This is a genomic window from Vreelandella neptunia (assembly GCF_034479615.1).
Taxonomy (GTDB): domain Bacteria; phylum Pseudomonadota; class Gammaproteobacteria; order Pseudomonadales; family Halomonadaceae; genus Vreelandella; species Vreelandella neptunia.
Genome location: NZ_CP140255.1, coordinates 765,451 through 789,133, shown reverse-complemented (window position 1 = coordinate 789,133; position 23,683 = coordinate 765,451). Strand labels below are relative to the sequence as shown.

Annotated in this window: 25 protein-coding genes; 20 read left to right on the top strand and 5 right to left on the bottom strand. The window is 57.4% G+C overall.

Annotated elements, in window-relative coordinates; genetic code table 11:
• Positions 1-30 precede the first annotated feature (30 nt).
• The gene (locus SR894_RS03720; protein ID WP_246638053.1) at positions 31-723 is read left to right on the top strand and encodes an XdhC family protein; all 693 of its coding nucleotides are present in this window, start codon (positions 31-33) and stop codon (positions 721-723) included.
• Positions 724-725: 2 nt separating this feature from the next.
• Here the strand turns inward: SR894_RS03720 and SR894_RS03715 are convergent, their stop codons facing one another.
• Positions 726-1,682: an AraC family transcriptional regulator gene (locus SR894_RS03715; RefSeq protein ID WP_133733055.1), complete on the bottom strand. Its 957-nt coding sequence runs from the start codon at positions 1,680-1,682 to the stop codon at positions 726-728.
• Positions 1,683-1,852: 170 nt separating this feature from the next.
• Here SR894_RS03715 and SR894_RS03710 point away from each other — a divergent pair, with 170 nt between their 5' ends.
• The 3 genes from SR894_RS03710 (at position 1,853) to SR894_RS03700 (ending at position 3,769) form a co-directional block, all read left to right on the top strand.
• Complete coding sequence (locus SR894_RS03710; protein WP_133733054.1) at positions 1,853-2,911, top strand: aldo/keto reductase; 1,059 nt, start codon at positions 1,853-1,855, stop codon at positions 2,909-2,911.
• 235 nt (positions 2,912-3,146) lie between these two features.
• The gene (locus SR894_RS22925) at positions 3,147-3,602 is read left to right on the top strand and encodes an SDR family NAD(P)-dependent oxidoreductase (RefSeq protein WP_133733053.1); all 456 of its coding nucleotides are present in this window, start codon (positions 3,147-3,149) and stop codon (positions 3,600-3,602) included.
• Positions 3,521-3,769, top strand: a complete 249-nt coding sequence (locus tag SR894_RS03700; RefSeq protein WP_208862724.1) for a hypothetical protein — start codon at positions 3,521-3,523, stop codon at positions 3,767-3,769. The genes SR894_RS22925 and SR894_RS03700 overlap by 82 nt, the downstream gene beginning before the upstream one ends.
• A 262-nt stretch (positions 3,770-4,031) precedes the next feature.
• On the opposite strand, the gene SR894_RS03695 is transcribed toward SR894_RS03700, so the two are convergent.
• Positions 4,032-4,217: an SDR family oxidoreductase gene (locus SR894_RS03695; RefSeq protein ID WP_275951290.1), complete on the bottom strand. Its 186-nt coding sequence runs from the start codon at positions 4,215-4,217 to the stop codon at positions 4,032-4,034.
• Between SR894_RS03695 and SR894_RS03690 the strand changes: the two genes are divergently transcribed.
• Positions 4,181-4,834, top strand: a complete 654-nt coding sequence (locus SR894_RS03690) for an AraC family transcriptional regulator (RefSeq protein WP_244286594.1) — start codon at positions 4,181-4,183, stop codon at positions 4,832-4,834. The two genes, SR894_RS03695 and SR894_RS03690, sit on opposite strands and share 37 nt — an antisense overlap.
• A 254-nt stretch (positions 4,835-5,088) precedes the next feature.
• Here SR894_RS03690 and SR894_RS03685 read toward each other — a convergent pair whose 3' ends face one another.
• Complete coding sequence (locus SR894_RS03685; protein WP_133733051.1) at positions 5,089-5,970, bottom strand: LysR family transcriptional regulator; 882 nt, start codon at positions 5,968-5,970, stop codon at positions 5,089-5,091.
• 104 nt (positions 5,971-6,074) lie between these two features.
• Here SR894_RS03685 and SR894_RS03680 point away from each other — a divergent pair, with 104 nt between their 5' ends.
• Genes SR894_RS03680 through SR894_RS03670 form a run of 3 tightly spaced genes read left to right on the top strand, consistent with a single transcriptional unit; the run spans position 6,075 to position 8,089 of the window.
• Positions 6,075-6,653, top strand: coding sequence for an SRPBCC family protein (locus SR894_RS03680; RefSeq protein ID WP_133733050.1), 579 nt, complete (start codon positions 6,075-6,077; stop codon positions 6,651-6,653).
• A 55-nt stretch (positions 6,654-6,708) separates the two neighbouring features.
• Positions 6,709-7,578 (top strand): SDR family oxidoreductase, encoded by an 870-nt coding sequence (locus SR894_RS03675; RefSeq protein ID WP_133733049.1) that lies wholly within the window; start codon positions 6,709-6,711, stop codon positions 7,576-7,578.
• 37 nt (positions 7,579-7,615) lie between these two features.
• A complete protein-coding gene (locus SR894_RS03670) occupies positions 7,616-8,089 on the top strand; it encodes an SRPBCC family protein (RefSeq protein WP_133733048.1) in 474 nt (157 codons plus the stop codon).
• Between the two features lie 286 nt (positions 8,090-8,375).
• Here the strand turns inward: SR894_RS03670 and SR894_RS03665 are convergent, their stop codons facing one another.
• A complete protein-coding gene (locus SR894_RS03665; protein ID WP_133733047.1) occupies positions 8,376-9,140 on the bottom strand; it encodes an SDR family NAD(P)-dependent oxidoreductase in 765 nt (254 codons plus the stop codon).
• A 254-nt stretch (positions 9,141-9,394) separates the two neighbouring features.
• Between SR894_RS03665 and SR894_RS03660 the strand changes: the two genes are divergently transcribed.
• From SR894_RS03660 to SR894_RS03640, 5 genes are all read left to right on the top strand, one after another.
• Complete coding sequence (locus SR894_RS03660) at positions 9,395-10,276, top strand: AraC family transcriptional regulator (RefSeq protein WP_133733046.1); 882 nt, start codon at positions 9,395-9,397, stop codon at positions 10,274-10,276.
• Positions 10,277-10,490: 214 nt separating this feature from the next.
• Positions 10,491-11,087, top strand: a complete 597-nt coding sequence (locus tag SR894_RS03655) for a TetR/AcrR family transcriptional regulator (protein WP_133733045.1) — start codon at positions 10,491-10,493, stop codon at positions 11,085-11,087.
• Positions 11,084-12,310, top strand: a complete 1,227-nt coding sequence (locus SR894_RS03650) for an MFS transporter (RefSeq protein WP_223287860.1) — start codon at positions 11,084-11,086, stop codon at positions 12,308-12,310. The genes SR894_RS03655 and SR894_RS03650 overlap by 4 nt, the downstream gene beginning before the upstream one ends.
• 315 nt (positions 12,311-12,625) lie before the next feature.
• A complete protein-coding gene (locus tag SR894_RS03645) occupies positions 12,626-13,378 on the top strand; it encodes a DeoR/GlpR family DNA-binding transcription regulator (RefSeq protein ID WP_133733043.1) in 753 nt (250 codons plus the stop codon).
• A complete protein-coding gene (locus SR894_RS03640) occupies positions 13,371-14,507 on the top strand; it encodes an MFS transporter (protein WP_133733042.1) in 1,137 nt (378 codons plus the stop codon). The genes SR894_RS03645 and SR894_RS03640 overlap by 8 nt, the downstream gene beginning before the upstream one ends.
• Before the next feature lie 128 nt (positions 14,508-14,635).
• Here the strand turns inward: SR894_RS03640 and SR894_RS03635 are convergent, their stop codons facing one another.
• The gene (locus SR894_RS03635; RefSeq protein ID WP_133733041.1) at positions 14,636-16,477 is read right to left on the bottom strand and encodes a DUF3413 domain-containing protein; all 1,842 of its coding nucleotides are present in this window, start codon (positions 16,475-16,477) and stop codon (positions 14,636-14,638) included.
• 381 nt (positions 16,478-16,858) lie between these two features.
• On the opposite strand from SR894_RS03635, the gene SR894_RS03630 reads away from it, so the two are divergent.
• The 7 genes from SR894_RS03630 to fni all read left to right on the top strand — a co-directional run bounded on the left by SR894_RS03630 (position 16,859) and on the right by fni (position 23,624).
• Complete coding sequence (locus tag SR894_RS03630; RefSeq protein WP_133733040.1) at positions 16,859-17,563, top strand: response regulator transcription factor; 705 nt, start codon at positions 16,859-16,861, stop codon at positions 17,561-17,563.
• Positions 17,563-18,795: a sensor histidine kinase gene (locus tag SR894_RS03625; protein WP_133733039.1), complete on the top strand. Its 1,233-nt coding sequence runs from the start codon at positions 17,563-17,565 to the stop codon at positions 18,793-18,795. Before SR894_RS03630 ends, SR894_RS03625 begins: the two co-directional genes overlap by 1 nt.
• A 179-nt stretch (positions 18,796-18,974) precedes the next feature.
• A complete protein-coding gene (locus tag SR894_RS03620; RefSeq protein WP_133733038.1) occupies positions 18,975-19,865 on the top strand; it encodes a polyprenyl synthetase family protein in 891 nt (296 codons plus the stop codon).
• Between the two features lie 9 nt (positions 19,866-19,874).
• Positions 19,875-20,852 carry a heme ABC exporter ATP-binding protein CcmA gene (ccmA, locus tag SR894_RS03615; protein WP_133733037.1) on the top strand — a complete coding sequence of 326 codons (978 nt, stop codon included), beginning with the start codon at positions 19,875-19,877 and terminating at the stop codon, positions 20,850-20,852.
• Complete coding sequence (locus tag SR894_RS03610) at positions 20,849-22,057, top strand: ABC transporter permease (RefSeq protein WP_133733036.1); 1,209 nt, start codon at positions 20,849-20,851, stop codon at positions 22,055-22,057. The genes ccmA and SR894_RS03610 overlap by 4 nt, the downstream gene beginning before the upstream one ends.
• 15 nt (positions 22,058-22,072) lie before the next feature.
• Positions 22,073-22,573, top strand: coding sequence for a sterol desaturase family protein (locus tag SR894_RS03605; RefSeq protein ID WP_244286591.1), 501 nt, complete (start codon positions 22,073-22,075; stop codon positions 22,571-22,573).
• Entirely contained in the window at positions 22,563-23,624 is a 1,062-nt protein-coding gene (gene fni, locus SR894_RS03600) for a type 2 isopentenyl-diphosphate Delta-isomerase (protein ID WP_133733035.1), read from the top strand. The genes SR894_RS03605 and fni overlap by 11 nt, the downstream gene beginning before the upstream one ends.
• Positions 23,625-23,683 lie beyond the last annotated feature (59 nt).

Sequence of the window (23,683 nt, the reverse complement as noted above, 5' to 3'; positions counted from 1 at the left end):
AGGTACGGCAAGGGCTCACCGTTCATCGATTTGCCGCTACCCTGCGGTGGGGCCATTGACGTTTGCGTACTGCCCAACGCCCAGACCAGTGTTCTGCGTGCCTGCCATGATCAGCTCGCCTCGCGCCAGACAGCAATACTCAGTCTCACGGCCTCCGGCGATCTCGGATTCGAGCACCCACTGATGGCCAGCGCCCTTCACTTCCGGTATGCGCCGAAACTCCGACTGCGCATCGCCGGGCGCGGCGCAGACAGTCTGGCGCTTGCCAGGCTGGCGACGGCAAGCGGCACCCACACCGAGCTGCAACTACGCGACGCTGCCGACGCCCTGGATGCCCAACGGTTAGGAATCGAACGCGTTACGACACTGACAGTTCCTTCGGCGCTTCCCAAGCTGGACGATGATGCATGGACGGCGTTTCTGCTCGCCTTCCATGACGTGGACTGGGAAGAAGCCCTCCTCGCCCAGGCGCTTAAAGGCGCCGCCTTCTATATCGGCGCCATTGGCAGCAAAGCTACCCATGCGCGGCGCTGCGAGAGGCTTCAGTCAATTGGTTTTACCGAGAGAGAGACTCACCGCATCCGCGGGCCCGTCGGATTGATACCTTCCATGCGCGACGCTTCATCGCTTGCCGTGTCCGTGCTCGCCGAGATCGTAGAAGTCTATCAACGCAAGGTGCGATCCCCCTTAAGTTCGACCGCCCGCGATTGCTTGAGAGTTTAGGCTCAAGCGATGGATCCGGTCTCCGGTGAGCTATCGGCTTCGGCCTGTAACACCCTGTCAAACGAAGCCCCCCGAGCATAACGGGCAGGCGGAAGCCCGACATGACGGCCGAAGGCGACACTAAAGGTGCTGGCGGAGCTGTAGCCAACCCGTTCGGCGACGTCAGCGATACTGGCTTTTTCTCTGCGCAGCAAATCCTTGGCCAAGGCCATCCGCCAGGCGAGCAGGTACTCCATTGGCGCCATGCCCACCGCGCGACCAAACCGCTCGTAAAACGCGGAGCGGGAGAGTGTCGCTTCGTTTGCAAGCTGTGCAACCGTCCAGGGCTGCTCGGGACTCTCATGTATCCGGCGGATTGCGATCGCAATCCGCTCGTCGGTCAGGCCACGCAGTAGCCCGGGCGAGGTGTTCGTCTTTCCGTCAGAGCGAAGGGCCTCGATGAGCAGGACTTCCAGCAGACGTTCCAGAACCACATCCCGCGCCGGCCGTTGCGCACGCGCTTCATCGCCGACGAGTTGCATAAGAGTGGCCAGCCGATCCACTCCCCGAACGTGTACAAGCTTGGGGAGCAGCGACGAGAGCAGAGCCGCATCCGGGGAGCGAAAGACACAGTAACCCACCAGAAAGCGGACATCGGGAGAGTCGTTTGGGTTGCCGACCCTGTGTTCGCCATCGGGTAACACGATGGAGGTATGAACGATGTCTTCGGGGGTCGTGGGCGAGTAGCTCGACATTGAAAAGTTATACGCGGAGGGGAGGAGCACGAAATCCCCCTCTTCGAGGACGATCTCGTCGTACCCGTCGGCTTTGAGACGGCATGCTCCCTCAAGAATGGCGCAATAGAAAGGGCGCCCGACCTCTGTGCGGAGAACTCTCCAACGACCGGCGCCGCTACCCCGTTTCGAAAACGGGGTAGCGGGTTGGAGGAGCGTGACTACCTGGGCAAGCGGATCGAGCAAAACAGGACACCTGCAAACTAAATACGGACTATTTATTGTAGTTCATCCTGTTTCGGCTTGCCATACTCGACTCATGTCAGATGCTAGAGGCGCTCTGCAGCGGGGATCTCTCCCGCGACTGTTGTGAACATGATTCACCTGCACCGTTGCCATCATACGAGGAGAACACCATGCAATATCGTCAACTTGGCCGTACCGGCATCCAGGTCAGCCCCTACTGCCTGGGCACGATGATGTTTGGGAGAATCGCCAATGCTGATCACGATGAATGCGTCGGCATGATCCACAAGGCAATCGATTTCGGCATCAATTTTATCGACACCGCCGATGCTTATCACCAGGGCGAGTCCGAGGAAATCGTCGGCAAGGCACTGAAGGGGCGGCGAGACGATGTCGTGCTTGCCACCAAGGCGTCTCTCCCGATGGGGGACGACCCCAACCGCCGGGGTGGGTCGCGGCGTTGGCTGACCCGCGCGGTCGAAGACTCGCTGCGCCGCTTGCAGACCGACCACATCGACCTTTATCAGATTCATCGGCTGGCGCCGGATACCGATATCGAGGAAACGCTGTCGGTTCTCACCGACCTGATGCGCGAGGGCAAGGTGCGCGCCATCGGTGCCTCAACCGTTCCTGCTTCCGCCATCGTGGAGGCGCAATGGGTCGCCGAGCGACGCGGGCTGGCGCGTTTCCGCACAGAACAACCGCCCTACTCTATTCTCAACCGTTCGATCGAGCGGGAGGTGCTGCCCACCTGTCAGCGTTATGGCATGGGAGCGATGGCGTGGAGCCCGCTGGCTAAGGGTATGCTCACAGGCAAATACCGCAAGGGCGGAGAGCAACCGGACTCTCTGCGCGCGAAATATTTCCCCAAGGCAATGTCCGACGAAGCCAGCCTCGACGCTGTCGAGCGGCTCATCCCGCTGGCCGAAAATGCGGGCCTGTCGTTGACCCACATGGCACTGGCCTTCGTCGTGACGCATCCGGCGATTACATCCGCCCTCATCGGCCCCCGCACGCCTAAGCAACTCGACGATCTGCTCGCTGGCGCGGAGGTGCAGTTAAGCAATGAAATCCTCGACCGGATCGACGAGATCGTCCCGCCGGGCGTTGATGTGGCGCCGCTGGAAGGAGCGGCCTATGTCCCGCCGGCGATCGCCCAGTCATCCCTGCGGCGGCGTCCTCTCACTGAGCGGGCGGCCGTTGTGGATAGCGAGCAGCGGGAGAACTGAAGGCAAGGCCAAATCCAGTGCAAGATCGTGCTCACTGCCCAATGAAAGCAGCGGCGGATAGCTTCACCAATGGATAGCTAGGTGTTGGTCGGCCAGGTTGACAGGGCTTGGGCGGCGTCCGCTTCAAATGCGGCGTATAACACCGCGCCCATAATTAAAGAAGTTCCTATGCAAATACCACCCCCTATCCGAGAAGATGTTTCTGACAATAATCTGAAGCACAGAAGGAAACACCATGAGCGCACACAAAACAATCCTCGTGACGGGCTCAACCGATGGACTTGGCCGTCGGGTCGTCGAAGAGCTTGCACGACCCGGCATGCATATCCTGGTGCACGGACGTGATACGGGACGCGGAGCGGCCGTTGTCCATGCCGTCGAACAGGCTGGAGGAAACGCCCGGTTCTTCGAGGCGGACTTCGCCTCTCTTGGCGACGTGCATAGACTCGCTGATGCGGTTCATGTGGAATGCTCTCATCTTGACGCTCTCGTCAATAATGCCGGAATATCGAAGCCCGATGGGCCGCGCCGAGAAAGCGCGGATGGCTATGCAAGACGGCCATCGAAGGGTTCACTGCCTCCCTGGAACACGAACTCAACGCCTTCGGCGTGCGAGCCAAGCTGGTGGTTCCCGGGTACGGCCCTTCGACCAGCTTTGCAGCCAACGGCCAGCAGCGTATGCAAGGATTGATCCCTGCGGCTTACGAATCATTCGCTCACCGCGTTTTCTCCGGCTTCGACAAAGTATCAGAGGTGACCAAGCCAGCTGACGTGGCCGAAGGTATCTGGCAAGCAGCCAACGACACATCAGACCAGCTGCGCTTCCCGGTTGGCGCTGACGCCATAGCGCTGGCGTAACAGTGCGTAGGATAGCGAAATACACTTAAATCAGACGTATAAGAACCCGCAACGCGGGCTCTTATTATGCATGCCGGCTTCGCCGTTGGAAAACGCCGCCACCCACATGGCTGCCGCAACCGCACAGGTTTGCAGTGTGTCTCACTGACCGGTTAGGTGTTGATGCGATGTGCATCCTTATAACCGTAGCTTTATACCACAGGGATGACGAGCAGGTGCTTCGGAGGAAGTCATCAGCTCGCCAATTACGGCATACCCTCACTCAGCCTGCAGTGACGGTCATGCCTCCGTCGGCCATGACGACAGAGCCGACCATGAAGCTCGCGCGCTCCGACGCCAGGAAGGCGGCCACTTCGGCAATCTCTTCCGGTTGTGCCGCGCGGCCAATGGACGCGCCCTTCGTTGGCGCAGGTGCAGGCGGGGGACTTCTTTCTGACCAGCACTGCATTACCGTATGAGATGCGCTGGCAGGCCAGAGAAGGCGACACTTTCGAAGTGATGCATCTGTATCTCACCCATTCGCTGATCGACCACGCATCCCGCCATCTGCTGGGCAGCCAGATCGGCCCGATCAGTTTTCTCGACATTTCCGGCGAACAAGATGACTTGGTGCGGATGCTGCTCGAGCAGATGTGGCGGGAACTAGTCGCACGGTGCGAGCCCAGTTCATTTTTCGTCAGCAGTCTTGCCCAGGCATTGGCCGTTCATCTTATCCGGACTTACCGCGATCCAAAGGTCACGTGCAGACTTAACAACGCGCTGCAAGCTTACAAACTACGTCGCGTCATCGACTCTATGAACCAGCGCCTGGCCGAAGCCTTCTCCCTGTCGGACTTGGTTGATACGGCACAGTTGAGCGAATACCATTTCAGTCGGCTGTTTAAGAAGGCGACGGGGCTGTCGCCATCGCAATACTTCATCCGTCTGCGCATGGATCGCGCGCGTCATCTGCTGTTGCACACCGACCGTAGCACCATTGATATCGGAATGGAGGTTGGTTATTCGAATCCTAGCCACTTCTCGCAGGTATTCCGACACAAAGTCAGCATCGCCCCAAGCGCCTAATGGTTTACTGCGCTCCCTTTACCCCCCATCGAAATGACAAGCAGGCTCAGCAGCCTCGAATTCATCAGCCCGCCGATCACGGCAAAGGCCATCGGCGCGCGAAAGCATGGATCAATGCCCTAGCCGAGCGCAATCGTTGTCATGCCGGCCCTCATAGCGAGAGTGGTCATCATGACAGACGGAGGCGCTGGCGAAAGGCATTGATGCCCGCGTCCCAGCGACTCATGCAGTGATTGGCCCACCGCGCCCAGAGACTATTCCTGAACGACAAATGATCCATTGGGGTAATAGTGGCAGATGAACTCCACAAAGGCCCGGACTTTGGGGCTCTGCAAACGTCGGGACGTATGCAGAACCCAAAGCTCAACTTCATTGCCGGCGGCGCCCCACGACACCAGCTCGCCTCTTTCCAACAGGCCTCCGATGATGGATTGCGGCAGCATGGCCGCTCCTGCACCCGCCACAGCGGCATCTCGAACCGTCAGGAGCGAGGACAGCCGTAAGACAGGCCGTGGTTCGACGGTTAGTTGGCCATCCTGGACGAACCAGACCTCACCTTCTCGATACGTCGGCATGACGATCGCCGGAATGTGGAGCGGCTCATCCCCGCTCTGCTTTGGTAGCTGAACCGAGGGAGCTGCCACCAAGACAAGTCTGTCTCGGGCAAAACACCTGCCCACCAGCATGCTGTCCTTGTGCGGATTGATGCGGATGGCGACATCGAAATGCTCTTCGACGAGATCGGCAAGCCGGTCTTCGGCCACCGCTTCTATCTGCACGTCGGGATGGATCGCCTGGAAGGCGGCAGCCAGTCGCCCGAGCGCCACCTGCGAAAACAACAACGGTGCCGCTACGCGCAGCCTTCCTCTCGGGGTATCAAGGCCATCTCGCGCCGCCGCTACTGCTTCAGCCACCTCACGCATTGGCCCCTCAATTCGTGCGAGCAGCAGTTGGCCAGCCTCGGTCAGCTCGAGGCTGCGGTCACTTCGTTCGAAGAGTCGAACGCCTAGGCTTTCTTCCAGCTCAGCCACCCGGCGCGACAGGGTTGCCTTGGATCTGCCGCTGGCCCGGCTTGCACGTCCAAAACCGCCGTGGACGGCCACCAGTTGGAAATCATTCAGAGCGTTTAGATCCATGATGTCTCAAATTTGATACGAACTGTCTCTAACTTAGCGTCTTTGTTTTGAATATGAAACCACCTATTGTTCGGTCATACGCAACCCGAACCAAAGGAGTTCTTATGAAAAGCACTAAGACACTAATCCTGACTTCCCTGGCCGACGAGTCGCGCGATAACCATTCGGATGGGAATAGTGGTGACCCTGCTGCCCATCGCGCCGCACGGCCGGGAATCGCCGTCACGCTAGAGTGCTTTATTCCTGGCGAAATCAAAGACGTTTTCGACTTCGTTGCTGCACAGGACGTACTGCCTAAGATCCTCACGGGTTATGGGCTCGTGCCAGGTGTGGCGTCGACTTCGGACATTTCTGGCCCCTGGAACCGGCCCGGCTCGACACGCACCGTACACCTTCTCGATGGCAGTACCGTGCGCGAAGGCCTCACGCATTACGACCGCCCAGACTTTTTCGCCTACCGCGTCAGCGACCCGAGCTTTTCGTTGAAGCACCTGATGTCGCATGCATGCGGCCAGTGGTGGTTCGTGGCCTTGGAAGGCGGAACGCAAGCTAAGTGGGCCTATACGTTTCACGCAAGAAACGGTCTGGCGGCGATTCCGCTCAGGCTTTTCGTAGGCACCCAGTGGAAGGGATACATGAAGGTCTGCTTGAACAACATCGTCGACCATTTCAACGCCGCGTGACGTCTTCACGCCCAAACCAGTATCAGTCAACAACCCGCAACCCAAGGAAATCATCATGACCATTCTCGTTACCGGCGCAACCGGCACTGTCGGTCGCCACGTTGTCGAACAACTCATCAAGCGCGATGCCGATGTCCACGTGCTCGTCCGCGATACCTCGAAAGCCAACTTTCCGGCGAGTGTTGGCGTCGTCCAGGGTGATCTGCTCGACGTGGACTCGCTACGCAATGCCTTCTCCGGCATCTCGACGCTCTTTTTGCTCAACGCGGTGGTGCCCGACGAGTACACCCAGGCGCTGATCGCGCTTAATCTCGCCCGTGAGGCCGGCATTGAGCGAATTGTCTACCTCTCGGTCATCCACAGCGATCTGTACGTCAATGTGCCGCACTTTGCCGGCAAGTATGGTGTGGAGCGCATGATAGAGCAGATGGGCTTTAACGCCACCATCCTGCGACCCGCTTACTTCATCGAGAACGATCTGACCATCAAGGAGGTAATCACCGGGTACGGCATTTACCCAATGCCGATCGGCAGTAAGGGCCTTGCGATGGTCGACACGCGTGACATCGGCGAGGTCGCCGCCCTCGAGCTCCTGCGCCGCGAACAGTCAGCCGTACCGCTACCGATCAAGCGAATCAATCTCGTTGGCCCCGACACACTAACCGGTCAGGACATTGCCGCTATTTGGACTGATGTACTTGGTCGCCCCATCGCCTATCCGGGTGAGGATACCGCCGCGTTCGAACAGAACCTATTGCAGCACATGCCGAGTTGGATGGCTTACGACATGCGCCTGATGAGTGAGCGTTTCATCACCGAGGGGATGCTCCCCGATACCGGTGACGTTGACCGGCTGACTGCCCTTCTGGGTCGCCCCCTTCACTCTTATCGCGAATTCGCCACCCAGGTCGCGGCCTCAGTCTGACGGCAGCGCACTCCCAATCAATATAAGGAAACTCACCATGATCTACTCGACCGCTACTGTCCCGGTGAACCCGGCAGGGGAAACCACTCTGACCCGCACGCTGGCCTGGCAAGGCCTGGTGCTCAAGGCCCGCGACGCCCGCCTATTCTTGCCCGAAGGCCTATGCACCCGCTGCGACGTCGTAGAGGAAAGCGCGACGCACTTCGTGCGAGAAGCCACCATCGCCGGCACCAATCTGCGCGAGATCATTACCCTGAAGCCGGAAAGCAAGGTCACCTTCTTCCAGGCCACGGGGCCCCGAGAAGGCGCCATCATCAACGAACTGTTCGAGGACGAGGCGGGGGCGCTCCAGCTTCGCTTTTACTGCTACCTCGGCCTGCGCGGCAAAGAGCCGGGCGGCACTGAGGAGCAGGCCGAACAGGCCCAGTTCGACAGCGACAAGGGCTACAAGGCCGCCTTGCTATCGACGCTCAAACGCACCCGCGAATTGATCGCGGACGGCAAGCTCTGAAACGGGCGTCTGCCTTTTATTAACGACGTATCGAAGGAAATCGCAGCAGGGCTACGCCCAACTGTTCGCCGTGGTGTTAGCCATACTGCGAACTGACCGATGCCGAACTCGAACGACGCTGCGTTGGCCTGATTGGCGCGGGAGATGCACTCACGGCGGCGAGGGTGCGCGGCCACTGCAGCGAGGCAGACGCGGCAAAAACGTTTGCCTCGCTGATCCAGGGTGGGTTGCTCGCCACTGAGCCATGATGTGTTGGCTCAAGTGGCTACGAGGTGGGGCGCCTCCCTCAGCCTGCCATGACGGTCATGCCGCCGTCGGCCATGACGAAAGAGCCGACCATGAAGCTCGCGCGCTCTGACGCTAGGAAGGCGACCACTTCAGCGATCTCTTCCGGTTGTGCCGCACGACCAATGGGTGCGCCCTTACCGTGTTGGGCCAGAAAGCCAGGGCCGTCTTCCATGACATCGTTGAGGATATTGGTAACGACATCGCCCACCCCGACGGCGTTCACACGGATACCGTGCTCGATGACTTCAAGCGCCAGCGTGCGGGTCAACTGGGCTAGAGCGCCCTTCGATGCGGTGTATGCCGCAATGGCCGGGAAGGCAAAGTAAGAGGCATAAGAGGCGATATTGACGATCGCGCCGGACTTGTTCGGCTTCATCGCTTTCACGGCTTCGCGGCAATGCAGAAACGCCGCCGTCGCGTTCACGGCCTGAATACGCTCCCAGTCTTCCCGCGTCATGTCCTGCACCAGCTTGTTAATGATGATACCAGCGTTGTTCACCAGAATATCGAGTCGGCCGAACTGCTCCACCGCCAGAGCCACTGCCGACTCAGCGGCACCGTCTTGGGTGATGTCGGCCACTAGAGGCACCAGCCCCGGCCGGGCCAGTTCTCCGACAAAGGGGTTGATATCCTCAGCGATGACCTTAGCGCCACGTGCATTCAGCAGCAGAGCAATGGCTTTGCCGATACCGCTGGCAGCGCCCGTTACCAGCGCGACCTTGCCTTCAACTTCCTGCGGGACAACGTTTATGCTGTCAGTCATGGTTTTTCTCCAAATCGGGGCCAAGCGAGGTATTCGCCGGCCAGCCCCCAAAGGGGAGCTTTCGTTGATGACGGAGTGACTATCGCGCAGGCAGGTGGAAGCGGCTTTAGGAGACTTGCGCCGGCTATCGCAGTTTTGCGCTAAGCTGTCGATTGACGCTCACACTCAAGTGGATCGCTGATGGATAGATCTTCGTGACTAAGCCCGAGCCTATCGTTTCTCCTGGGGATCCACTGCGAATCCCAGCAGAGGCCATGTTGGAATGTATGCCGAGCGAGCATCTGGCACTGCCGCAGCGAGCTGAGTTACAGGAAGTGGTACTGCAACTATTCACGCATCACAGCATCACGGAACCGCTGCTGGTTCCAGCCGTAGCCGAGCCGCTCTTGGTGATGGTGCTGTCCGGTTCCGCCATCGTCGAGGAACGCTCTTTGGACGGTGATTGGGAAATGGCGCAGGTACAGGCGGGGGATTTCTACCTCACCAGCACTGCATCACCGTATGAGATGCGCTGGCAGGCCAGAGAAGGCAACACTTTCGAAGTGATGCATCTGTATCTCGCTCATTCGCTGGTCGATAAAGCATACCGTCACTTACTGGGCAGCCAGGCCACCCCGATCAGCTTTCTAGACATCTCCGCCGGACAAGATGATCTGGTGCGGATGTTGCTCGAACAAATGCGCCGGGAGCTGGTCGATAGGCGCGAGCCCAGCTCACTTTTCGTCAGCAGTCTTGCCCAGGCACTGGCTGTTCATCTTGTCCGCACTTATCGCGCCCCAAAGATCACGGGTAGGCGTAACAACGCGCTGCAGGCCTACAAACTGCGCCGTGTCATCGACCGTATGAACCAGCGCTTGGCCGAAGCCTTCTCCCTGGCGGACTTGGCTGATGCGGCGCAGTTGAGCGAATACCATTTCAGTCGGCTGTTTAAGCAGGCGATGGGGCTGTCGCCGTCACAATACTTCATCCGTCTGCGCATGGGCCGCGCGCGTCAACTGCTGTTGCACACCGACCGTAGCATCATCGATATCGGGATGGAGGTTGGTTATTCGAACCCTAGCCACTTCTCGCAGGTATTCCGCCACAAAGTCGGTATCTCCCCAAGCGCCTATCGCCGTCCGCCGGAGCACTGTTAGAGCTTATGTGATTTGAAGTAAAGATCTGGTCATGTATTTATGCCGCGGGTAGATCTTGGGAATACTCCTTCCATCCGTGAGAGCGTATAACCAAGCCATTGATAAGACAGGCTATCAACGCATACGCCTAACTATCGGATCCCTTTAGCGCTTGACGCATTGAGGATGGCTGCCCATATTAATAGACAGACCTGTCTGTTCAGAGATTTTTACAATGATGATGAATCCATTGCCGGCCTCCCGGCCACGCGAGCGTATTATTGAGGCCGCTAGCCGATTGTTTTTCCGTCAGGGCTATTGCTCGACGGGCATCAATCAGATTATTAGTGAGTCCGGCGTCGCTAAGGCCAGCTTTTATAGCCATTTCCCGAGCAAAGAGACCCTCGCTATCGCCTGGCTAAAGCAACGCGAAGAAGTTTGGATACGCCAGCTTAAGGAGCAAATTGCCCAGCATGCATCGGCCGATAGGCGTATCGCCGCTATGTATAGCATGTGGTACGACCAGATCCGCGAAGAAGGTTATCGTGGTTGTGGGTTTATCAATATGGCCGGTGAGTTCAGCAATGAGGAAAGCCCGATTAGAGCCGTCGTGCGTGATCACAAGAATCGCGTACGACAACTTATCGCCAATTATGTGCTGAATGAATATCGGGCCGTGATGAAGCCTAGTGAATTCGAAGAGTTAGTGACGGTTATCTATTCGCTTTTTGATGGCGCCATTATACAAGCGCAGAATTTTATGCAGGATTGGCCTATTGAGGCTGCATTGAAGGCTTCCATCAAAATGCTTGCTCAGTATCGTGCGCCATGAGCAGGTACCTGCCCAGCTTACTCGAGCGAAACTCCCCCTTTAATGTTATCGGCACTGGTCTCTTGATTGTGGCTTCTACTTACGGACTGTCACGCTATACCTATGGCCTGTTTGTGCCTGCCATAAGAGACGATTTTAATTTAGACCAAGCAAAAGTGGGCGCGATCGGTAGTGCCTCCTATTTGGGGTATCTACTGGCAACGCTGGTCAGCCCAATACTGGTGCGCCGTTTTAGTCCCCGCCTGCCGATTATATTGGGGGGGATGACGGCGACGCTGGGTATGCTGTTAGTCGCACTGGCAGGCAACCCGCTGTGGTTAGCACTGGGGGTGACACTTGCCGGCTGTAGTCCAGGGCTGGCCTATCCACCGCTTTCCGATGCCATCAAGCAACTGTGCCGCGCTGACAAACGGAGTCGCTACTACGCCATCATTAATTCAGGCACCAGTTTTGGGGTAATGGTATCTGGCCCCCTGGCACTCATTGCCGGCTCTCGCTGGCAACTGGCTTGGCTGTGTTTTGCGTTTATCGCGCTGACAGCCACGCTATGGAACCTGTTGATAATGCCGGGCTCTACGCGCGGCACTGCTCACCATACATCCTCCCTTGAAGAACACTCAGATAGGTTGCCTGCTTGCCAGGAGCCCATGCTGATGCTGCTGAGACGCAAATTGAAGGATAAATTGGTGCGTCGCTTACTACTGGGCGCGCTGTTATTTGGGCTGGTAACCTCCGTTTACTGGACGTTTTCTGTTGAATTGATCGCAGGAAACAATCGCCTTTCTGAAACAAGCAGCGTGATCTTTTGGATGATTGTCGGCATTGCCGGTGTGGCGGGTGGATTGGCCGGCGACCTGGTAACTCGTTTTGGGTTGGCTAGGATATTGAAATGGGCAACGCTGGCCATTGCTACCTCAATAGCCTCACTTACCGTTGCGAGTGAAGGCATGCTGATGCTCACCATATCGGCAGTGGTGTTTGGCGCCACGTTCATATTAATCACCGCGCTATACGGCATTTGGAGTGTCTATTGCTTTCCTGAAGCCCCCTCTCTAGGTTTTGGGCTAACCTTCTTTCTTATTTCCGCAGGTCAACTGGTATCGCCTTCCCTCGCCGGGGTGGGAGCAGACCTTTGGAAAATGACAGGTGTGTTCCAGGTGACCGCCATCGTCTGTCTCGGGATCTTGCTGTTACTGCCCACCCAGGACGTTCGGAGTATTTGAGAAATAGATTACTGTTATATAGTAACACTATGCCAAAAAGGTTGTAGATGAAGGGATTTGCGAACGTCTCAACCCTGCAACCTGGTAGCCGCCAAGATACTTTTGCTATTCCACTTTCTCAATATCGCCGCAACTAAAAGTGTCTGGCTTGCTGCCTGACCATCTCCCCCTTCTCCTGCCGTTATCGATTGCGGGCGGCTGCCTGTCCTACTCGCAGCAAATAATGCTATTCGAGCCTCTAGCATCTCATGCACAAAACATGCTAAAAAATGCACAAACCTGCATAAAAATGCAAAATAACGTATAGGAGATATAATGCTTAACGTTCCCGAAACCCGGCAGCAGCAGTTATTGGCCAGGCTTGCCAACGGCGAACAACTGATCGCGCAAGACCTTGCGGTTGAGTTCGAAGTGTCGCTGGACACCATTCGCCGAGACATCATTGCACTTGAACAGCAAGGCAAAGCACAACGGGTTCGAGGCGGCGCGGTTGCAACTGCGCCAGCTTCACCTCCCTTGCAGTATCGGGTTGAGGCCCCGTCACAGGCCATTGATGCCATTGCCGCCCGGGCTTCGAACTTCATTAACCACGCCGATACCCTACTGCTTGATGGCGGCGCCACGGTACTCGCGCTCGCCGAGAGACTACAGCCAAAATCGGGGCTGCTGGTAATGACGCCCTCCCCTTGGGTCGCGGTGGCCTGCCAAAAAAATGGCGTCGAGGTCTTTATGCTGGGGGGGCAGTTGGGCGTGCGCGGCGGGGTCAATGTCGGTGATACTGCGCTACTTGCCGCTGCCAACCTCTATGCGGATATCGCCATACTCGGCGCCTGCGGTCTGGATGCCGAATTTGGACTCAGCGCTGACGACCTGCAGGAAGCGTACCTCAAACACGCCATGTCCCGGGCGGCGAAGAGCACCCTGGTGCTGGCCTCTCGTGAGAAAATTGGACGACGCGCACGGCATAGAGCAGTCGCTATCGAAGATATTGATTGCCTGATCACTGATGCAGAGGCGGTAGAAGTGAAGGAGTTTGGTAGCTCAGCCATGGAGGTTGTGCATGCCTAGTCCTCGACGCGTCTGGCTCGCTGTCGCCGCCATGTTCTTTCTCAACGGTGGCCTGTTCGGTACCTGGGCTTCGCGCATTCCCACGGTGGCGGAGCACCACAACCTGGATGGCGGCTGGCTCGGCCTACTGCTGCTCGTGCTTGCTTCCGGCGCTCTGATTTCGTTTCCGCTGGCTGGCAGGGCGTCGGATACTTTTGGCGCCGCGCGCGCGACACTCGCCATTGCGGTCGCCTATACCCTTGCCTTAGTGATGATCGCTTGCGCTTTCAATCTCTGGTTGACGGCTGCTGCACTGTTTCTCTTCGGTGCCGGCCATGGTGCCATGGATGTCACCATGAACAGTTGGGCCGGCGAGGCGGAGCGTTTCATCGCAAAGCCGGTCATGTCATCGTTTCACGCCATGTGGAGTTTGGGGGCGGGAGTCGGCGCCGCTGCGGGCTATATGGCAGTCAGCCTGGATCTGTCGCTGCTTACGCACTTTTCGCTCATCGGCATCACAATGTACGTAAGCACGATTTTGCTGGGGAGCATCGGCTGGCAGTCTGAAACGAGGCCGCGCGCGGCGGGTGCGAAGCGCTTTCCGTTACCCCATGGGGTGCTACTTTGGGTCGGCATCATCGCCCTTTGCGCCTCTCTGGGCGAAGGCGCCATTGCCGATTGGAGTGCTCTGTTTCTGGTCACCGTCACCTCGGCGACCACAGCCCAGGGAGCCATAGGCTACGCGGTATTCTCGCTGGCAATGGTCATCATGCGTTTGATCGGGGGCGGCGTAATTTCCCGGTTAGGCCCGGCGACCGCTGCACGCTTCGCCGGGTGTTCGGCCGCCCTTGGCGTACTGCTTGCCGTGCTTCCCGCCAATTTCATGGCAGCGCTGCTTGGCTTTTTCTTCCTCGGTATCGGCTACGCACTCATCATGCCCTTGGCCTTTTCGCGGGCAGCGAACGATCCCGACACACCCCCCGGCGTTGCTATCGCCAGTGTGGCGACCTTGGGCTATGGCGGCATGCTTCTCGGGCCGCCGTTGATTGGCTTTACCGCCCACTTTGTCACGCTGCACTATGCCTTCGGGATACTTGGCCTTCTGGCGCTGTTCATCGTATTCATTGCGCCATCTCTTGAGCGCTTCTAGTAGATGCTTTCCTACAAGCGCTAGTTTGCTATTAAGCGCAAATACGGCCAACAACCCTCTTTCAAGGAATCAATACCAAGCTCGCGGGATAAGATCATGAAAGCCGGCAATGCACCATCCTTGGTGTCTTAGCGATAGAACCTCGACAGCGCCCTGAGTACCTCGTTCGACACCCGGGGCTGGAGCTTGATATCGTCGAGTTCGTTCATGCGGTAGTCATAGACCTCGAAGGCCCCTGTGGGATGCACGGCCACCTGGTAGTCGGGCATCAGGATGCCATAACCCATGTAGCTGCCCGAAAGCATCCAGTCGCGATGGGGTTCGGCGTCCAACAGGCTTTGCCCCAGGGTGTAATGTTGAGGAGCCGATTCACAGTCGAGCAGTTCCTCGAGCAGCGTCGGTGCGATATCGGCGTGGTGCGTTCGCCGCTCCAGCGCCCCACCGGATCGTCCCGGCAAATGCATCACCAGCGGAACCTGAACCTGCTCCGGCGTGTAGTTGCTGCCATGTCCCCAGTAGTTCTTGCCATGTTCGTTGAAGGACTCTCCGTGGTCGGCAGTAATCACTATCGCAGTATCCTCAAGCCGCCCACGGCGCTCCAGGTCATCGAGTACACGTCCCAATTGCTGATCCACATAGCGCGCTGCCGTGCGATAGCGGTTCCAGTAAGGCTCGGGATCAAAGTCAGGCCCCAGGCTCATGTGGTTGATATGCTCCCAATAGGGCGTGAACCGCGGAAAGTCTGGCGGATGGCTGTAGCCATGCACGGCGTCATAGAACAGGAAACCAAAGAACGGCCGCTCACCTGACTTTGCATCTTCTTTGTCCATCCAGGCTAGCCAAGCATCGGTGATCTGCTGGTCGCGCTCCCAGGGCTCGCCCTTTGCTGGCTCCAGCGAGACATCCTTGAGACCGGCAAAAACGTTACGGTCAAAGGCAGGGCTCACCAACGTCGCCGAAGAGAGAACCTGAAAGCGGTAATCGGCAGCCTCTAATCGCTCCATCAGCACCGGAGGCGTCTGGCTGGCAGTAAATGCATCCCAGTAGGTGACTGGCAGGCCATAGAATAGGCTGAAGACGCCGGCCTTGGTGGAGTTGCCGCCACTGATATGCTCACGCGCCCTGAACCAACCGGGTTGATTGGCGTACCGGTAAAGATTCGGCATCACTTCAGGTGTAAGCATGTCGTGACGCAGAGCATCCAGCAGCACCAGCAGCAGGTTGTCGGAAGACGCCGACGGCGAGCAGCTCAGCGGCGCGGAGGGGTAGACCAGATCCTGTGCCGTTCCCTCCGTCGCCTCGAGATCTACCCGATCGCGTACCGCCTGGGGGTCGACCCACCCTTGCTTGACGAAGAAGCGCTTGGCAGTGGCCGGATAAAAGACCGGCACATGACGAGTCATGCCGGTGATGTCGCGGTCGTAGTGGGCATCCGCCCAGGCATGCCAACCGTGAACCCCCAGCAGGGCCAACAAGCTCACTACCAGCATTGCGCCCACAGGCCGTGAAGGAGGACGTCGTTTGAACAGCAGACCGAGACCACCCTGCACTGTCAACATACCCAGCACGCCACCGACGGCCAGTACCCAGGCGACCCATGAGAAGCTGAACACGTCTCCCCCGGCGTTGAGCAGCAGGTCGAGGATGAAGCCGCTCAGGTGGAAGCGATACTGAGCGTAGACGAAGGTATCAAGCAGCAGCAACAGCTGCAGGCCACTCGCCCATAGGGTGGTCATCAGCCATAGTCCGATGCCGCGCAACAGCGTGGCCAGCAGGAACATCGGCAAAGCTCCCAGCCATACCAGCAGCGAGAGATGGCCGAGGAAAACCATCAGCAGGTAGCCCCACTGCTCGGCCCCCTCGGGCTGGATATAGCCGACATAGCGCAGCGAGATCATCCAGGTAAGCAGCAGGTTGACCAGGGTCCAGGCGCCAAGCCAGCGCCACCGGTGCAGGAGTCGATAAATCATGCGCGAAGTCTCCAAAGACCAGAGGCCCTTCAGTCAACGTTGGGTGGAAAGCGTGTTGACTGTTGCAGCCGCTCACTTACTGAAAACTTACGCAATACTTCTTGATCGTTCCGATCCCCCGCTAAGACTTCCGAAAGACGCATTACCGGACAGCCTCGTCCCATGCGAGAGCTGGAGCCCGATTACAAGGTCAGACAAGCTGCAGAAGAAGCCGATACCGTCCTATTCGCATTTGCTAGTATCAGTAGGTTGTCGCTTTCACATTTCAGCGACGTTTTGGTCACATCGGCTTTGCTAACCTCCCTGAGTTTCATCAAGACAGCGATGCCAAGCCACTAATGGGTCTGCAACTGGGTTATGCCTGAAAAGGGAGATCAGCTGATGGGAAACGTGCTTGGAGCGGCGCCGATTAGAGTGTTGATTGTCGAAGACAACCGCGACATTTGCGAAAACATCGCTGAGTATCTCGAAAAGCATAGCTATGTTGTGGATTTTGCCTTCGACGGTATAAGCGCGATGTACCTGGCATTGACGAATCCGTATGACGTTATAGTTCTGGATCTGATGCTTCCGGGGATGGATGGCCTAAGTTTCTGCAAAAAGCTGCGAGCGGATGCCAAAGTAGAAACGCCCGTGCTCATGCTAACGGCGAGAGACACCCTTGACGATAAACTTAAGGGGTTCGAGGCGGGAGCCGATGACTATTTGGTCAAGCCATTCGCATTGCAAGAGCTACATGCGCGACTGCAGGCGCTGTACAAACGTAGTCACGGAAAAACCGACAATCTGTTAACGGTTGGTGATCTGACTATGAATAAGTCCACGCTGCAAGTGCATCGTGCGGGGCAGCGCATCGATCTAACCCCTGCCAGCATGAGACTACTGCAACGATTGATGGAAGAGGCGCCGTCTGTTGTGGCTCGCGATGATCTCGAAACGTTGTTGTGGGCTGACGAGCGCCCTGATGGCGATGCGCTTCGCTCGCACTTGTACAAGCTGCGGCAGGCTATCGATAGGCCGTTTGATAGCCCATTAATTCATACCGTGCATCGCATCGGGTACCGAATTGCAGAGGATACTCAGTAATGTACCGGCACAGTTTGCGCAAGCGTGTCGCCATTGCTTTTGCATTGTGCGTTGCTGTAATCAGCGTGGCCTGGGGATTTGCCTTCTTTGGTGCGATCAAAATGACCGAAGACCGTGTGCTGCAGCATCAGCTGCAGCGTGCCGCAGAGAGCTATCCCTCTATGCCTATGAACCTTCGCGGGTACGATGAGATTGATAGCTTGCCTGAATCACTGAGGGAATGGGCACAAACCAATCCCGATGAGGGCTTGTACGAATTCGAGAAGATAGAACTGCATGTCGCGGTAATACCTACCGACAATCAACAGCGACACGGCTTTGTGGTTTTCGATGTTGCTGGGATTGAGGCTGCGTCGACGGAGGATTGGTGGTGGCTGCTCGTTATCACCGGCGCTGTGGGTACGCTCGGTGCGCTTGGTTTTGGGCTGGGCGTTGTTGTTATGCGCAAAGCGGTCGCCCCCGTGGCGAAACTCGCCAAAGTGGTCGCAGACATCGACCCAGAACAGCTATCAGCCGAAGATCATAAACGCATAGAGTCCAGCCGGTTCGGCGATGATGAGGTTGGTGTGCTCGCCAGGACTATCGAAAAGACGCTTGAGCGTATCAGCGCATTTGTTGAAAGGGAGCGATTCTTTACCAGTTCAGCCAGTCATGAGTTACGGACGCCGATCACGGTCATAACAGGCGCACTTGAGCTACTTGAACAAAGTGATTTGTCAGCGGCCGATGTGAAGGTGGTAGATCGAGTGAGGCGCGCTACGCTCGATATGAAAACCACGATTGAAATGTTCTTGTGCCTCGCTCGCGAAACCGACGACGGGTTGTATGACGAGCAGTTTTTAGTGATGCCACTGGTGAGCAAAGCTATAGATCAGCAGCGCTACCTGCTGACCCGCAAACTCATCGATGTTGATATCGACGAACTCGCAAAACCCAGGGTCAACGGACATCCACAGGCTTTTTCTATTGCGGTCAATAATCTGGTGCGAAATGCGTTCGAACATACGCTCCACGCGCATGGGCCGATCACGATTCGTGTTAAAGAGCATGAGCTCTTAGTCACCAATCAGGTGAGCAGTGACGCTGATAATCGGCACACGCCGACTGAGGCACCGTCGTCTCAAGGGTATGGTCTTGGTCTGGGTATCGTGCAACGGCTGTGTGAGCGCAATGGCTGGTCGTTTTCGCTACTCGCTGATGAGAAGCGTGTAGTCGCCCGTCTTTCGTGGTGATCCAAAAAGCCAGGTCAATACAATTCTTAAAATTGCGGTTCAATGAAGTCAGCTCTGACTTTATTACGGCCGCATAGGTAGGCAATCGGGGGTACAGGGTGACCTTTACACGCAAGCCGCAAGCGTCCGCCGCAGAGTCCGCGTCTGTCGCGTCCCAAGGTAGAAAGAGACAGGCTCCAATGACTCCACCGATGGATGTTGTCCATCTAAAGAGCATGGTAAACGCAACCTTGCTGGAGCTTATGCCAGCTCAGGAAACATCGCCCACGCATTTGCATCAAGCCATGCATTACGCCTTGTTGGGTTCAGGCAAGCGATTACGCCCGCTGCTTACGCTTCTGGCTGCGAACGTGGCCACTGACAGCCGCACCCTCCGTATGGCCTGCGTATCGGAACTGGTGCATACCGCTTCGCTGATTCTCGACGACCTGCCCTGCATGGACGATGCGACTATGCGCCGCGATCGCCCCTGCACGCACATACGCTTTTCCGAAAGCACCGCCATTCTTGCCTCAACAAACTTCCTCAACCTCGCTTACGGGGTTATCGCCAATTGCCCCAACGTGGATGCTTCCACCCAAGTCGCCGTGAGCGCCCATCTCAGTCATGTTATTGGTTCTATGGGATTAGTTGGCGGGCAGATCGCTGATTTACAAAATCACCCCGTGGGCACCAAGAGCGCCATTGAGCAACTCTACCACCAGAAAACAGGTTGCCTGATTGAGTTTGCTGTCGTCACCGGTGCACGACTTAGGGGGCTGGATGCAGAAGTGATAGACGCATTGACGCGCTTTGCCCGTGCCTTTGGTCTGCTGTTTCAGCTTTACGATGATATGTTGGATCACAGTACCTTTGTGCAGGAGACCGGTAAGGACGTGCAGCAAGATGCGGCGAAAACCACTTTGCTTTCTCTTTACACACCGGAAGAAGTTCGCGGCGCTTTGAGCAATGCACAAGCCATGGCAAGAGAGCAATTGATTAGAGCAGGATACGATGGCTCCTTACTCGCAGCGCTCGTGGAACAACAGTTCGTTACCTTCAACGGTGCGGCGCAAAGGCTTGGGGTTTAGACCTTGCAAATGACGACGACTGCTGCACTCACCATTGATCAACTACGGGTCGTCTACGGCAGCCACAGCGCCTTAGACGACGTTTCATTACAGGTACGTCCAGGCGAAATACTCAGCATCCTCGGGCCTAACGGTGCCGGAAAATCGACATTGTTGCGCGCCATTACCGGCAAGCTGCGCCCCACCTCAGGGCAAATATTCATTGCAGGAAAAGCGCTTTCTCCGGGTAAGGCCTATCAACATTCCATCGGTTTCACCCCTCAGTGCCTGGGTTTATACCGGCACTTGACGGGGCGGGAGAACCTGGAGTTTTTCGCAGGCTGCACAGGTGTCAGCCGCCACCAGGTGCCCGCACGGGTCAGCCAAGCGCTGGAAGAAATCGAGTTAACAGACAAAGCCCATGTGCGGGTCGACCACTTGTCCGGTGGTATGCAACGGCGCTTACACCTGGCAGCCACCCTGGTCTCGCACCCTTCTCTACTCGTGCTGGACGAACCCACGGCCGGGGTCGATCTGAGTGTGCGCATGTCAATCCACGACCTTATTCGCCGCCGCGCCGAGCAAGGTGCGGCCGTGGTAGTCGTGACTCATGAGTTAGATGAAGCTGAAGTGCTATCCCACCGCGTAGCCCTTCTTCATCAAGGCCAACTGAAAGCCTTGGCCGAGCCCCAGACGTTAATACAAGAAACCTTCGGCAACCGTCAGCTATGCGTTGTGCGTACGATTCACATGCTCTCCTCGGCACTCTGTGAGCGGCTGCAGGAGATTGGTTTTCGCCCTCGCAGTGATGAAAGTAGTGATGAGAGCACTGAATGGTGGCTACAAAGTGACCTACCGCTGGATAGGTTGGTCGATCACCTTTACCGCGACCTGGGCGAAGCACGTGATGCCATTGCCGAGGTCTCGGTGCGCCGGCCCGGATTAAAAAACGTGATGCAGCACTTTACCGGTGCCCGAACTGATTCTGCGGCGGAGCCGGTGTTATGAGGGCAATTTTCCGAGTGATGGCCCTGGGCTTGTGGCGTGACCGCGGAGCGTTACTTTTGGCCTTCGCTTTGCCCAGTTTGGTATTCGCCATCTTCGCCAGCATCTTCTCCGGCGCCACGGAAGGCGACCTGCATTTGCGGGTAGGGCTCGTGGTGGAAACAGAAGATCCGGTGTTGCAAAACTTCGCGCAGCACCTAACACAATCCCAAGACGTGGAGATAACGGCTCTGCCCAATTCGAGCCGTGCTCAGCTACTGGAAGAGGTGCGACAAGGCAATTTCGACACAGCGGTGATCATCCACGGGCAACCAAACGATAACAACCGTCCGCTGTTTACCATCGTCAGCGAGCCCACCCGTGAAATTGCCGCCCTCTCTTTACAAGGCTGGCTGCGACAAAGCCTGGCCTCCCAACAACCACAGGTTCTGACCCAACGTCTTGCGCAAAGCACAGAAGCTTTGGTTGATGGCTTCTCGCCCGAGCAACAGGCGCGCTTGGACGCCGCTTTAGAAGCAATGGCCCGAGAATCGGACAGCGCAGCCGCCGAAGACACGCTTATAGAGTTTCAACCCGTTTATGGTCAGGCGCCAGCGTCTATATCTGGGCTTAGCGGTATTGCTTACTATGCGGGTGCCACCACTATTTTGTTCTTGTTATTGTCCGCCGTGAACGCGGGCATGGTCAGTTTGGAAGAGCGCCAAAACGGTATCTCCGAACGCCTTCTACTGAGCAAAGCGGCGCATTCACGGTTACTGCTGGGACGGTTTCTATTTTTGTTAAGTCTGGGATTTTTGCAGGCTAGCGCTATATTCCTGGTTGCCAGGTTCGGTTTTGGACTACAGATAGAGAGCGCTTTGGCGAAAGTCATTGTCATGGCACTTGCCTGCGCCGCCGCTAGTGCCGGGCTGGCACTTTTACTCCTGTCGCTGTGTCGAACAACGCAACAGGCGACCACCTTTTCTTCGTTTTTTGTGCTCATTATTTCCAGCGTCGGCGGCTCAATGGTGCCACGTTTTATGATGCCTGACTGGTTGCAGACGGTGAGCCTGTTCACGCCGAATGCCTGGGCTATTGAAGGTTTTTATGGGGCGTTGATTCGCGGCGATAGCTGGTCTCAGCTAGCCCAGCCCGGCGGCATTTTGACCGCCGTGGCACTGGTGTGCCTGCTTTTAGCTGCCCTCCCCTTATTCAAGACGCCGGCCTAAGAGAGGTTGTAAAACATGATGGACTGGTTCTGGACGTTCATGCTGGTGATAGCGGCTTTCCTGGGCATGGAAGTGTTCGCCTGGTACGCCCATAAGTACATTATGCACGGCTTGGGCTGGCGCTGGCACAAATCCCATCACGAACCCACTGAGGGCGTGTTCGAGAAAAACGACCTGTATGTTGTTGTGTTTTCGCTGGTGGTGGTCGGCATGTTTGCTGTGGGGGATCTTTACTGGAAGCCTCTCATGGCCATCGCATCAGGCATTACGCTGTACGGCGTCGCTTACTCTCTGTTTCACGACGGTATGGTTCACCAACGCTGGCCGATTCGCTGGCAGCCGAAGAGCGGCTACTTGAAGCGTCTGGTTCAAGCTCACCGCATACATCATGCCGTACGTACTCGAGAGGGTGCTGTGTCCTTCGGCTTCCTTTACGCGCCAGATGTCAGAAAACTCAAAAAACGCCTACAGCAGCAACGGGCTGCACCGCCAGCGGGAGCGCGACATGACCGATGACAGTATGGTGAAACGCAAGAATGATCATCTCGACATCGTGCTGGACGCTCGTCGGGCTAACACGTCGACCCTTACGGGATTCGCCGACTATCGCTTCGTCCATTGCGCCTTGCCACAGTTGCACTTGGACGATATCGATCTAAGCACACGATTTTTCCATAAAACAGTGAACGCACCGATGTTGATCAGCTCCATGACCGGCGGTGCCGAGCGGGCCAAAACGATCAATCATCACCTGGCAGAAGCCGCCCAACACCTGGGTATCGCCCTGGCCATCGGCTCCCAGCGAGTCGCCCTGCAGTCTGGCAGCGATCATGGCCTGACTAAGCAGTTACGACGCATCGCCCCGGATATTCCCCTGCTTGGCAATATCGGCGCAGGTCAGCTACGGGAGCCCCAGGGAATCGACTGGGCGCGCCGGGCGGTGGAGATGATCGAGGCGGATGCATTGATCGTCCATCTCAACCCCCTCCAGGAGGCGGTGCAACAGGGCGGCGACCGTGACTGGCGTGGCGTGCTTCAGGCCATCGGCACGCTGGTCACGTCGCTCGAGGTGCCGGTGGTGGTCAAGGAAGTCGGCGCGGGTATCTCCCCCGAGGTGGCCCGGGCGCTGGTGGAAGAAGGCGTGGCGATGATCGACGTGGCCGGCGCGGGCGGCACCAGTTGGGCGGCGGTGGAGGCGGAACGCGCGATAAATGAGACCCAGCGCCGGGTCGCCATGGCCTTCGCCGGCTGGGGCACCCCCACCGCCCAGGCCATTCGAGCGGTGCGCCAAACCCTGCCGGAGACGCCGCTGATTGCTTCCGGCGGCATTCGCGATGGGGTGGACGCCGCTAAGGCCATACGCTTGGGCGCGGATCTGGTGGGCCAGGCCGCGGCTGTGCTCGAGAGTGCCACCGAATCTAGTCAGGCGGTGATCGAGCATTTCGAGGTGGTCATCCAGCAGCTGCGTATCGCCTGTTTCTGTACCGGCAGCGCCGATCTGCATGCCCTACGTGCGGCGGTTCTGCTTGATGATCGCGGCGTCCCTCTGGAAGCGCCCCATGGCTAGGTATATCGCCGTCATCGCTCCTGCCCTGCCGCGCCGGTCACTGGCGACGAGGTCTGACT